This window comes from Streptomyces graminofaciens (assembly GCF_030294945.1).
Lineage (GTDB): Bacteria > Actinomycetota > Actinomycetes > Streptomycetales > Streptomycetaceae > Streptomyces > Streptomyces graminofaciens.
In genome coordinates this window covers 11,055,756-11,067,960 of the sequence record NZ_AP018448.1, presented here as the reverse complement: position 1 = coordinate 11,067,960, position 12,205 = coordinate 11,055,756, and the positions used below count along the sequence as shown (strand labels likewise).

9 protein-coding genes and 3 pseudogenes are annotated in these 12,205 nt (G+C 69.5%); 3 read left to right on the top strand and 9 right to left on the bottom strand.

The window, feature by feature from the left end:
• The first annotated feature begins 28 nt into the window (after positions 1-28).
• From SGFS_RS48900 to SGFS_RS48890, 3 genes are all read left to right on the top strand, one after another.
• Positions 29-1,135: an alcohol dehydrogenase catalytic domain-containing protein gene (locus tag SGFS_RS48900; RefSeq protein ID WP_286259208.1), complete on the top strand. Its 1,107-nt coding sequence runs from the start codon at positions 29-31 to the stop codon at positions 1,133-1,135.
• 131 nt (positions 1,136-1,266) lie between these two features.
• Positions 1,267-2,175, top strand: coding sequence for a LysR substrate-binding domain-containing protein (locus tag SGFS_RS48895; protein WP_286259207.1), 909 nt, complete (start codon positions 1,267-1,269; stop codon positions 2,173-2,175).
• 259 nt (positions 2,176-2,434) lie between these two features.
• The gene (locus SGFS_RS48890; RefSeq protein WP_286259206.1) at positions 2,435-3,301 is read left to right on the top strand and encodes a 3-hydroxybutyryl-CoA dehydrogenase; all 867 of its coding nucleotides are present in this window, start codon (positions 2,435-2,437) and stop codon (positions 3,299-3,301) included.
• Between the two features lie 572 nt (positions 3,302-3,873).
• On the opposite strand, the gene SGFS_RS48885 is transcribed toward SGFS_RS48890, so the two are convergent.
• The 9 genes and pseudogenes from SGFS_RS48885 to SGFS_RS48845 form a co-directional block, all read right to left on the bottom strand.
• The gene (locus SGFS_RS48885) at positions 3,874-4,839 is read right to left on the bottom strand and encodes an electron transfer flavoprotein subunit alpha/FixB family protein (protein WP_286259205.1); all 966 of its coding nucleotides are present in this window, start codon (positions 4,837-4,839) and stop codon (positions 3,874-3,876) included.
• Positions 4,840-4,882: 43 nt separating this feature from the next.
• Complete coding sequence (locus tag SGFS_RS48880; RefSeq protein WP_286259204.1) at positions 4,883-5,665, bottom strand: electron transfer flavoprotein subunit beta/FixA family protein; 783 nt, start codon at positions 5,663-5,665, stop codon at positions 4,883-4,885.
• 86 nt (positions 5,666-5,751) lie between these two features.
• Positions 5,752-6,930: an acyl-CoA dehydrogenase family protein gene (locus SGFS_RS48875; RefSeq protein WP_286259203.1), complete on the bottom strand. Its 1,179-nt coding sequence runs from the start codon at positions 6,928-6,930 to the stop codon at positions 5,752-5,754.
• A 59-nt stretch (positions 6,931-6,989) separates the two neighbouring features.
• Positions 6,990-8,249, bottom strand: coding sequence for a CaiB/BaiF CoA transferase family protein (locus tag SGFS_RS48870; protein ID WP_434028164.1), 1,260 nt, complete (start codon positions 8,247-8,249; stop codon positions 6,990-6,992).
• Positions 8,250-8,308: 59 nt separating this feature from the next.
• The gene (locus SGFS_RS48865) at positions 8,309-8,734 is read right to left on the bottom strand and encodes a Zn-ribbon domain-containing OB-fold protein (protein WP_286259200.1); all 426 of its coding nucleotides are present in this window, start codon (positions 8,732-8,734) and stop codon (positions 8,309-8,311) included.
• Between the two features lie 223 nt (positions 8,735-8,957).
• Positions 8,958-9,254 (bottom strand): annotated as a pseudogene (locus SGFS_RS48860) (hypothetical protein); the annotation flags it as partial.
• An 831-nt stretch (positions 9,255-10,085) separates the two neighbouring features.
• Positions 10,086-10,448: pseudogene (locus SGFS_RS48855) on the bottom strand (carboxylesterase family protein); the annotation flags it as partial.
• A gap of 127 nt (positions 10,449-10,575) precedes the next feature.
• Positions 10,576-10,866 (bottom strand): annotated as a pseudogene (locus SGFS_RS51620) (carboxylesterase family protein); the annotation flags it as partial.
• A 54-nt stretch (positions 10,867-10,920) separates the two neighbouring features.
• A complete protein-coding gene (locus tag SGFS_RS48845) occupies positions 10,921-12,105 on the bottom strand; it encodes a thiolase family protein (RefSeq protein ID WP_286259198.1) in 1,185 nt (394 codons plus the stop codon).
• Between the last annotated feature and the right edge of the window lie 100 nt (positions 12,106-12,205).

Sequence of the window (12,205 nt, the reverse complement as noted above, 5' to 3'; positions counted from 1 at the left end):
GGACGGAGCAGTTCCAAGGAGTATTTCAATGGCGAAAATGCTCGCTGCACGACTGCACGCGCTCGGTGAGCCGATGTCGGTGGACACGATCGACGTGCCGACGCCGCGCCCGACCGACGTACTGGTGCGGGTGAAGGCGTGCGGGATCGTGCCGAACATGGCCAACGTGATCAACAACTGGCCCACGTGGTTCCCGCACCAGCCGTTGCCGAAGTTCCCCGCTATCTTCGGCCTGGACGCCGCCGGCGTGGTCGAAGCGGTCGGCGAAGCGGTGCTGCACACCAAGCCGGGCGACCGTGTCTACGTCAACCCCCTGCGTTCCTGCGGCAGTTGCCAGGTCTGCCGGGGCGGCGAACTGAGCCGGTGCCGCTACTTCACGTTGAACGGCTACTTCAGCACCTCACGTGACGGCCAGCGGATCTTCGACCTCTACCCGTACGGGGGTTTCGCGGAGTACATGACCGCCCCGCAGTACTCGATCGTCAACCTCCCGGACAACATGACGTTCGAGCAGGCCGGCAAGCTGGGCTACATCGGCACCTCCTACGGCGCCCTCAAGAACGCCGCCGCCGGCCCCGGCCAGGTCGCGCTGATCGACGGGGTCACGGGAACCCTCGGGGTCGCGTCCACCATGCTCGCGCTGGCCTCCGGTGCCTCGCGGGTCCTCGGGACCGGCCGTAACGAGGAACTCCTCAAGCGCGTCAAGGAACTGGACCCGGAGCGGGTCGAGGTCTTCCGGCTGGGTGACGGCTCCACCGGTGAGTGGGCGAAGTCCCGCACCGGCGGCGAGGGCGCGGACTATGTCATCAGCGCGCTGGGTGCCAAGGCCCCGGTGGAGACGATGCTCGACTCCATGCAGGGCGTCCGGCGGGGCGGCAAGGTGGTCAACGTCGGCGGCGTGGCCGACCGGTTGCCCGTGGACGTGAAGTGGCTCATGGACGAGCAGGTCCAGCTGATCGGCTCCAACTGGTTCAGCACCGCTCAGGGGCAGGAGCTCGCCGACATGGTGGCCACGGGCGCTCTGGACCTGTCCTACCTACAGGTCAAGCCCTTCCCGCTGTCCAGGGTCAACGAGGCGATCTCGGGCCTGGAGGATCGCGACGGCGGATTCAGCAACTACGTCGTCATCCCCTGAACCACGGCGCACCGTACTCACCCCGCGGCGGTCCTGTTCTGCCCTGACGCCGCCGCGGGGTGTCCCGACCCACCGGCCGTACACTCGGCCGGTGCACGCCTGAGCACACGCCCAGCAGGACGGAGGGGCCGGTGGAACTGCGCTGGCTGGAGTCGTTCGTCACCGTCGCGGAGGAACTGCACTTCGCGCGGGCGTCGGACCGTCTGCATCTCGCTCCGTCGGCACTCAGCGCCCAGATCAGGGCGCTGGAGTCGCACCTGGGCGTCCGCCTGATCGACCGCGGACGACGCTCCCGGCCGGCACTCACCAGCGCCGGGCGGCTGTTCCTCGAAGAGGCGCGGTTGACCCTCGCCCAGGCCGCGCGGGCCGAGGCCGTGGGCCGACGTGCGGGCCGCGGGGAGCTGGGGCACGCCCAGATCGCGTACGTCGCCTCGGCCGCGTTCTCCGGAGTACTGACCGACGTCCTCACCCGCTGCGCGGCCCCCGGCACGCAGCTCACCCTGCAGGTACGCGAGTTGGAGACACCGGCACAGCTGGAAGCACTGGCCTGCGGGGACATCGACGTCGGGTTCCTGCGCTGGCGGCCGGAGTACCCGACCGAAGTCACCGCCACGTGTCTCCTCACGGAGGAGGTCGTCATTGCGCTGCCGGCCGACGCGCCGCTGGCGGCGTACGAGGCGGTACCGGCGGCGGAGCTGTGCGACGAGCAGTTCGTCGCCCCGCACTTCGACGAGGAGTACGGCTGCCGCGACCAGATCCTTGAGGTGGCGGAGCGGGGCGGTTTCAGCCCGCGGTGTGCTCCCCCGGTGCGGGACTTCATCGCGGCTCTGACACTGGTGGGCGGTGGTCTCGCGGTTGCCCTGGTCCCCGCTTCGCTGCGCCGCGTACAGATCCCCGGGGTGGCCTATCGCCCGCTGGCGGACGTACCGCTGACCACGCGACTGGTGGGCGCCTACCGCAGAGGCGAGACCTCGCCCGCCGTGCGCGGCGTGATCCGCCGTCTGCGGGAGGCGGCTGCCGCCACGGCCGCCGCCGACTGAGGCCACGGAGCCCCGGCAGGCGGCCCGCGCAGGGCGAAGTGCGCGATCCGCAGCCTGTCGGAACCACCCCTGGTCTTGTCGGCGCCGCTTCCGCGCGGCACCCGCCGGCCGACAACGGACCGACGCATCTTTGTACGCGGATAACGCACCGTCCAAGCAGGTCAGAGGGGGTGTGACCGGCCTAGGCTCAACACGGAACCACTGAGCGTGGCAGCGTCCGTCGACTGTCGCGGACGGAGAAGGACAGGCGGAGGAACACATGACATCGATCAAGCACGTGGGCGTCGTCGGCGCCGGGCAGATGGGCCGGGGCATCACCGAGGTCTGTGCCCGGGCCGGCCTACGCGTCACCTTGTGCGACGTGACCGAGGACAGGGCCCGCGCCGGTCTGACCGGCGTGGCGGACTCCCTGCTCAAGGCGGAGAAGCGCGGCGCCCTCACCTCGGAAGGCCGCGCCCATGCCTTGGCCGGAATCACGGTCGCCGCAGACCTCTCCCGTCTGTCCGAGGCGGACTTGGTCATCGAGGCCGCCGTGGAGGACGAGCAGGCCAAGACGGCTCTGTTCCGACAGCTGGACGAGGTGGTCACCAACCCTGCCGCCGTACTCGCCAGCAACACCTCCTCGATCCCCATCGCCCGGCTCGCGGCAGCGACCGGACGACCGGAGTCGGTGATCGGCCTGCACTTCTTCAACCCCGTCCCTGTCATGCCGCTGGTCGAGATAATCCCCTCGCTGCACACCTCGAAGGCCACGGAACTGCGCGTGCGTGCCTTCGCCGACGAGACCCTGGGCAAGAAGGCGATCGTCACGCAGGACCGCGCCGGCTTCGTGGTGAACTCCCTCCTGGTTCCCTACCTGTTGGCAGCGGTACGGATGGTCAGCTCCGGCACGGCGACGGCCGAGGACATCGACACCGGGATGACCGCCGGTTGCGCCCACCCCATGGGCCCGCTGCGCCTCGCCGACCTCATCGGCCTCGACACCGTGGCGGCGATAGGCGAAGCACTGTACGAGGAGTACCGCGAACCGCTGTACGCCCCTCCCCCGTTGCTGCGTCGCATGGTCGAGTCGGGCCTGCTGGGCCGTAAGTCGGGACAGGGATTCTTCAACTACCAGGCGGCCTGAAGGCCGGTAAGGCAAGGTCGTGAGGGCTCACGCGTAGGCCGACTTGAGGGCATGGCTGAAGTGGGCCCATGGACCCTGATCTGCGCCGGTCGCGAATGACCTGACCAGCTGGTTCCTTCGGCAAGCGCCGTGATGCCGTGCAGGGTTGCTTCCGTGTTCGTGCGAGGCTCCGCGAGCCGGAAGGCCACGATCTCCTGCCCCGGTCCGGTTCGCGCTCCACGGCCAGGTCGGCCCCGGAGAGGCCGGCGAAACGGGCTTCCACCGCAGGCGCCTCGGCGCCGTCGAGCCGTTCCACACGCTGCAGCTCAGGGCTCAGGGCTCAGGCGGGCCGGCAAAGCGATGTCCGTCACCAAAGCCCACACCCGTGTGGGGTCGGGGTCGATATACACGTCGCAGCAGGACCTGGGCTTCCCGGTGTACCGCATGGTGTCCTCCCCCATCGTCGTCGGTGTCTCAATGCCCTGATCTCAAGACTGGCATCACTCTCGGTCTGCCGCGGGTGAACGCTCACCGCAGTCGGCGAATGGACGGAGGGGGCGGCCGACGGCCGCCCCCTCCGGTCGCGCAGCACCTCAACCGACGGCGCGGCGGGCGGCCACTTCCTGTGTGAGCTGGGGAGTCACCGCGAACAGGTCGCCCACCACGCCGTAGTCGGCGAGGTCGAGGATGGGCGCCTCCGGATCCTTGTTGACGGCGACGATCGTCTTGGAGGTCTGCATTCCGGCGAGATGCTGGATGGCCCCGGAGATACCCAGGGCGACGTACAGCTGAGGGGAGACGGACTTGCCGGTCTGCCCGACCTGGAACTGGTGCGGGTAGTAGCCGGCGTCCACCGCGGCGCGCGAGGCGCCGACCGCGCCTCCGAAGGCGTCCGCCAGTTCCTCCACCACCTCGAAGCCGTGCGCGCCTCCGACACCGCGTCCGCCGGAGACGACGACGGCGGCCTCGGTGAGCCCGGGCCGGTCACCCGCGAGTACGGTGCGTCGGTCGGTGATACGGGCGGAGGTCGTGGGGTCGACGGCCGGCGGGACCAGTGTCCACTCGGCAGCGCCGCCGGGAAGCTCCTCCGGTTCGAAGGCCCCGGGGCGCACGGTGATCACCGGTGTCCCATGGGTGACCTGGGAACGCACGGTGTACGAGCCCCCGAAGACGATCTGAGTGACGACACCGGAGGAGTCCAGGTCGACCGCGTCGATCAGCAGCCCGGCGTCCAGCCGTGCGGCGAGACGCGCGGCCACCTCCCTACCGTCCGTCGTCGCGGGGACCAGAACGGCGGCGGGGGAGGTTTCGCTCACCGCCAGCTCCAAGGCGTCCACGGCAGGCGTGACGAGGAAATCTGCCGCTTGAGCGAATTCCGCCGCGTGGACACTCGTGGCGCCGTATCGGGCGAGGGACTCCCTGAGGCGCGCCGCCGTGCCGGGGGGTCCCACGACGACAGCGGCAGGGTCTCCCAGCCGCCGTGCGGCGGCCAGGAGTTCATAGGTGGTCTTGTTGACACGTTCCCCGTCGTGGTCGACGAGTACGAGGACATCGGGCATGGGGCCTGTGTTCCTGTGCGGGCGGACAGACAGTTCAGATGGTTCAGACGAGCTTCTGGGCGATCAGGTACGCGGCGAGCTGCCGGCCTGCCGAGCCGTCGTCCGTGATGCGGGTTCCGGCTGAACGCGGGGGCCGCGGGACGGCCTCCAGCACACGGGTGCGCGTCACGAGGAATGCGGTGTGGTCCGCGTCCGGGAACAGGTCGTCGAGGTCGACCGTGTCCACCGGCTTCTTCTTGGCGGCCATGATCCCCTTGAAGGAGGGGTAGCGCGGCTCGTTGATCTTCTCGGTGACGCTGACCAGCGCGGGCAGCGGGGCGTCGAGCGTCACCTCACCGTTCTCGGTCTCGCGCTCGGCGCGCACCCGTCCGGCGTCCACGTCGAGCTTCCGTACGTGGGTCACCTGGGGCAGGGCGAGCAGGTCCGCGACGACCGCGGGGACCGCGCTCGCCCGACCGTCGGTGGTCGTGTCACCGGCGAGTACCAGGTCGACGTCCTCCACGGTCCGCACGGCGGCCGCCAGGGCCTTCGCGGTGGTCAGCACGTCCGCGCCGCGCAGACGGTCGTCGCAGATGTGGATGCCCCGGTCGGCGCCCATCGCCAGCACCTTGCGGATGGCTTCGCGCGCGGAGTCGGGTCCCATGGAGACGACGGTGATGTGGGCGTCCGCCGACTCCTTCAGACTCAGGGCCTCTTCGGTGGCGCGCTCGTTGATCTCGTCCAGGACGAGGTCGGCGTCCTCGCGGTCGAGGAGGTGGTCGGCCTGGGACAGGGTGCGTTCGGCACCCGTGTCCGGGACCTGTTTGACGAGTACGACGATGTTCACGGACGTCTTCCTTCAGCCTGCGGTGATCCGGCCTTCGGTGGTTCGGCCTTCGGTGGTTCGGCCTTCGGTGGTCGGGCTTTCGGTGGTCAGCGGAACGCCGCTTGGCCGGTGAGCGCCTGTCCGACGACCAGGGTGTGCATCTCGCTGGTGCCTTCGTAGGTCAGGACGGACTCCAGGTTGTTGGCGTGGCGCAGCGGCGAGTACTCCAGGGAGATGCCGTTGGCGCCGAGGACGGTGCGGCATTCGCGGGCGATGGCGATCGCTTCGCGGACGTTGTTGAGCTTGCCGACGCTGATCTGTTCGGGGCGGATGCGGTGATGGTCCTTGAGCCGGCCCAGGTGGATGGCGAGCAGGGCGGCGTTGCCGGTGGAGACGCTCATGTCGGTGAGCTTCTTCTGGGTGAGCTGGAAGGCGCTGATGGGCTTGTCGAACTGCACGCGGGAGTCGGCGTACTCGATGGCGGCCTGGATGCAGTCGCGGGCCGCGCCGACCGCGCCGAACAGGATGCCGAAGCGGGCCTCGTTGAGGCAGGACAATGGTCCGCGCAGGCCCTGGGCGAGCGGCAGTCGGGCGGAGTCGGGCAGCCGTACGTTGTCGAAGTACAGCTCCGAGGTGATCGAGGCGCGCAGGGACATCTTCTGCTTGATGTCCTGGGTGGTGAAGCCGGGAGTCCCGCGGGGGACGAGGAAGCCTCGGATGCCTTCCTCGGTCTGCGCCCAGACGGTGGCGACATCGGCGATGCCGCCGTTGGTGATCCACATCTTGGAGCCGTTGAGGATCCAGTCGTCGCCGTCGCGGACGGCCCGGGTGCGCATCCCGGAGGGGTTGCTGCCGAAGTCGGGCTCGGTCAGGCCGAAACAGCCGATGGCCTCACCGGCGGCGAGCCGGGGCAGCCACTCCTGCTTCTGCTCCTCCGAGCCCCACTTCCAGATGGAGAACATCGACAGCGAGCCCTGCACGGACACGAAGCTGCGGAACCCGGAGTCCGCCGCCTCCAGCTCCAGACAGGCCAGTCCGTAGCTGACCGCGTTCGTCCCGGCGCAGCCGTAGCCTTCGAGATGCATACCCAGAACGCCCAACTTGCCGAGTTCCGGGGCGAGTTCGCGTGCGAAGTGCGCGTTCTCGAACCACTCGCCGATGTGCGGGCGTACCCGGTCGGCGAGGAACTTGGCCACGGTGGCCTGGATCTCGCGCTCCTCGTCGCTGAGGAGGGAGGAGATGTCGAGCAGGTCGAGGGGGTCCTTCATCGGCTTGGCGCCGCTCATCGTGAGCTCCTGGGGATTGAGGGTGATCGGTTCGGTCGTGGTGCCAGCGCCTGAAGCGGTCAGCTGACCGCTTCGTTCGGCGGGGAGGCGTGGTCGTGGTCCGAAGGGCGGTGCAAGATCTCCGCGGTGTGCTGGCCCAGGCGCGGTGGCGGCAGGCAGTACTGCGCGGGCGTACCGCTCATCGCGATGGGGCTCGCGACTTGGCGGAAGGGCCTGCCCTCTGCTCCGTCGCCTCCGTCGGCGGATGCGGCGGGTATGTCGACGATGCCGGGAAGCCCGAGCTTCTGAGCGAAGTCGAACGCCTCGTTCAGGGTGTTGACCGGCCCCGCGGGCACACCCGCCGCCAGCAGGACAGTCGACCAGTGGTCCGCGCCGGCGGCGCCCAGCCGCCGCGTCAGGACGGCGCGCAGCTCGGTGCGGTGGGCGACCCGGTCTGCATTGGTGCGGAAGCGCTCGTCGCGAGCGAGACCGGGTTCCCCGACGAGATCTGCGAGCGCGGCGAACTGCCGGTCGTTGCCCACCGCGATCGCGATCGGACGATCGGCGGCCGGGAAGGTCTCGTACGGGGCGATACTCGGATGCGCGTTGCCCATACGCTCCGGGACCACACCGGCGACGGCGAACGCCGAGGCCTGGTTGACCATGGCCGACAGCAGCGAACTGAGCAGGTTCACCTCCACGTGCTGCCCCTCCCCGGTGGCGTCCCGATGCCGGAGGGCCGCGAGGATGCCGAGCGAGGCGTGCAGGCCGGTGATCACATCGACCAGGGCCACCCCCGCCTTGACCGGCTCACCGGCCGGGTCCCCGGTCACGCTCATCAGCCCGCCGACGGCCTGCACGAGAAGGTCGTATCCGGGGATCGCCGCACCCGCGCCGCTGCCGAAGCCGCTGATCGAGCAGTAGACCAACTCCGGGTACCGGGCGAGGAGTTCGCGAGGGCCGAGGCCGAGCCGTTCCATCGTGCCGGGGCGGAAGTTCTCCACCAGCACGTCGGACTCGGCGACCAGGGCGAGGGCCTGTTCACGGCCGGTGTCGGTGGCGAGGTCCAGGGTGACCGACCTCTTGTTCCGGTTGACGCTGAGGAAATAGGTCGAGGTGCCGTCGTGGTCCGCCGGAGGGCTCCAGGCCCGGGTATCGTCCCCGATGCCCGGCCGTTCGACTTTCATCACTTCCGCACCGAGGTCGGCGAGAAGCATGGTGGCGTAGGGCCCCGCGAGAACCCGGGAGAAGTCGGCGATCCGCAGACCCTCCAACGCGCCACGCCCCACTCCCTCGACAACGGCGGCCTGTCCATCCGGCGCGTTGTGCTGGGTGTCCACGCACCCTCCTCTCTGATCGTCCCGCTTGTGCGAGGTGGCTGCGTTCGAGCCGTTTCCCGTCACCACCAGCGGTCCGAAGTCGGCGGGCGAGTGGGCTCGACGACGGGAAGTCCCTGCCCGAGGGGAGCGACGGCCCGTACGACACTCACCCTCGACCCGACGGTGACCGGCGACGCGTCGGTGGCCTGGCAGAGCAGGTTGAAGCCCTCGTTCATCGCGACGAACCACGTGTTGTGCGGGACCTGGCCGTGGCGGCGGACCACGACCCCGTCGCCCGCGCTGCGTTCCCGTCGAAGGGCCACGGACCCGCAGGCACGGCAGAACGAGCGGCGGTAGGCCGGAGTGCCGCACCACAGGCAACGCTGGAAGAACAGCTCGCCGCGGTCCGCCGGCGCGTTCGGAGTGACGAGCGCGGTCGTGGCGACGGCAGCCGCTCCGGGATCTCCCCTGAGTTCGGTGTCTTCAAAGGTGTCTGTCTGGAACATCACGCCTCCTGCACTCAGTTCGGGGACCGGAAACGGGAGATCGGAATCCGATCTGGCTCCATCAGCCTGGCCCTGCCGCGGACCGCCGGTCAACGACGAGCTGACGCATCTTTGTGCGCGGAACGCGTTCCATTGGCCGAGGTCAGAGCTGGTTTCCAGGAGATACCCTCAGAGCGGAGCGCTTGTTGCTGACACGTCCGGTCAGCGGGGCGGTTCACGTCTGCTCGGTGCCGAAGTAGCGGTAGCGGGCCAGGTCGATCGGCCTCCGGTGCTCACATACGGCGTGTACGTCGTAGCGCGTGAAGTCGTCGGCGGTACAGATCAGGCTCGGTCCGCTCCACAGCACCTGGGACGCGGCCGTAGCCCCGAACCTGTCGTGGACCAGGTGCTCGAACTCGGCCCGCTGGTCCATCAGCCACGAGAGGGAGAACAAGCCCTGGTTGATGACGCCAGCGTCGGTGTCGCGCTTGTACTCGATATTACCGACCGCGGTAGCTCGTGCACCGGCTCTGAACTGCAACTTCTCATGGACTGTATGTCCGACGAGGAGTTGGCGGCATTGCTAGAACTCGTTCGAGCGGTCTCGGTTTTGGTGGTGGTCCTGCAGGTCTCCCGCAGTGTCCTTCGAGGATCTGCCGGTGACGCTGTCCTGCCACACGAGCCAGATGCTCAGGCAAAAGAGTTGCGGGCGGCGGCCCGGTTGGCCGAGGCGCTTGGCACCCGTTGCCGCGTTGCAGGCCGTTAGCCTGTCGGTATGTCAGAGCGTGTCCTGCCCGGTCCCACGGACGGCCTGATCACCCTGGTTGCCGCGGACGCTCTGTGGGTCGATTTGACGGCCGACAGTGCTGTGCCGACGGCTTCTGGGGCATTCACCTGCTCTCCTGCCCGTGCCCAGGTGAGGTACGTCCTGCTCGGCGGCCGTGTGGTGGCGATGGTGAGGGCGAGCGGCGGTCAGTGGAGTGTTCCGGAGGATGAGGTGCGCCGGGCGGCCGCGGAACTGAACGCGGTGGGGATGGATCGGCAGGACCTGGTCCGCATCGGTCCGTTTCGTGGGGCGCCGAGGCAGGAATGCGACGAGGAAACGCCGCTGCGTTGGCGTCGGCGCATCACGGGGGAAATGCGGGAGCCGGGCGGCCCCGAGCGGGCAGCACGACTTGAAGTCGGCCGGCAGACGACGGGCCCCGAGGGCCCCGCCGCCTCACTGCGCCCGTACAACAATGAGCTGGAAGGCCAGCTGTACTCGGAGTACGGCTCGGCCGGATGCCTGCGGCCGACACGGGGCACTGGTGCTGACGGTCCGGCCGCGGGAGCGGGAGGGAGCCCGCGCGGCGACGCGCGGGCTCCTGTCCGGCTACGCCTGTCCGAGAGAACGCCAGAAGGAGCAGTGGTGTTCGGCCTCGTAGTCGGGCATGACCGAGACGTTGCCCGGGCTCAACTGCACGATGCCGTTCCCGCCGCCCCGGTACTTCGGCCAGACGGCCTCGCCGTGGCCGTTGGGGCTGCCCTGCCTGGCGAGGTTCGTCCAGTACCGCATGATCTTGTCTGACAACGCCCTCTGCGCGGAGGTGAACGGCGCTGCCTGCTGGGCGAAGCCGTCCTGGAACACGTAGGCGACGTCCGCGCTGTGCGCCGAGCCCATCTGGAAGCCCTTGGGCGCCGGGGGGTCTGTGAGCGGTGGCGCGTTCGGGTCGTACAACTCGTAGAAGTAGGTGGCGGTGTGTGCCGCGAAGACAGCGCGGCCAGTTGGTCGAGGAACCCGTAGTTCCCGGAGTTCCCCTGCTCATGGTCGAGGACTCCAGGGCCAGGAAGCCGAACACACTGACCCGGTAGTTGATGCTCACCACGATCGCGTCGTTCTTCGCGGCGAGTTCGCTGCCGTCGTACAGCCGGGCGGCTCCCGAGCCGTACCCGCCGCCGTGGATCCAGACGAGCACCGGCAACCGCTTCCCGGCTATGTGGGCGGGCCGGTAGACGCTGAGGTACAAGCAGTCCTCGTCCGCAGTCGACTCTCCGGGGAGCAGCCCGCCGGCAGGCTGGGCGCAGGCCGGGGCGTCGGTGGTCGCGTCACGGACGCCCCGCCACGAGGCCGGCGCGGGCGGTGCGGCGTACGGGATACCGAGGAACTTGTCCACCTCGGCGCCGGCGGCCCCACGGACCCAGCCGTTATGGGTTCCAAGGAGCCGAGCTCAGATACGCTCCAGTACCGTCGCGTTGGCCAGCCCGCCCGCCTCGCACATCGTTTGCAGGGCGTAGCGCGCGCCCCGCTCCCGCATGGCGTGAACGAGCGTCGTCATCAGGCGAGCTCCGCTCGCGCCGAGCGGGTGGCCGAGGGCGATCGCGCCACCGTGGACGTTGACGCGGGCCGGGTCCGTGCCTGTTTCGGCGAGCCAGGCGAGCGGGACGCTGGCAAATGCCTCGTTGACCTCGAAGAGGTCGATGTCGTCCAGGCCGAGCCCCGCCCGCCGCAGCACCTTCTCCGTGGCCGGGATGACGCCCGTCAGCATCAGGAGCGGGTCGGAGCCCGTGACGGCGAAGCTGTGCAGTCGGGCGAGGGGCCGCAGGCCGAGCCGCGCGGCGGTCTCGCTGCTGGTGATCAGCACGGCCGCCGCGCCGTCGTTGGTCGGGCTGCTGTTGCCGGCCGTGACCGACCAGTCGATCTGCGGGAAGCGGCGGGCGAACCCCTCGTCCTCGAACGCGGGCCGCAGGCCGGCCAGGATCTCCGGCGTGGTGGTCGGGCGCACGCTTTCGTCCCTGGTGACGAGCCGTCCCTCAGGCGTGGTCAGCGGCGCGGTCTCGGCGTCGAAGAGGCCAGCCTCCCAGGCCCGCGCGGCCTTGGCGTGCGAGTCGGCGGAGAAGGCGTCCATCGTCTCGCGGTCCAGCTTCCAGCGCGCGGCGATCAGTTCGGCGCTGACGCCCTGCGGCGGGAGCCCCTCCGGGTAGCGGGCGGCAATGCCCGGACCGAACGGATCGGCGCCCGGCGGCACGCTCGACCACATCGGGACCCGGCTCATCGACTCGACGCCGCAGGCGATGACGAGGTCGTAGGCGCCGGCGATGACGCCCTGCGCGGCGAAGTGCACGGCCTGCTGGGAGGAGCCGCACTGGCGGTCCACGGTGGTCGCCGGGACCGTCTCCGGGAAGCCCGCCGACAGCACGGCGTAGCGGGTGGTGTTCATCGCCTGCTCGCCGACCTGGTCAACGGTGCCGCCGACCACGTCGTCCACCAGCGCTGGGTCGATCCCGCTGCGTTCGACCAGCGTGCGCAAGGTGTGTGCGAGCAGTTCGACGGGGTGCACGGACGACAGCGCACCGCCCGGCTTGCCCTTGCCGATTGGGGTACGCACGGCCTCAACGATCACTGCATCCCTCATGGCGGCCTCCCTGGCCTCACCAGTCCTACCGGTCGGTATGGAATCTGGACTCACACTATAGATCTGTGAGTAGGAAAATCAAACTCACTTCCGCGTTGCG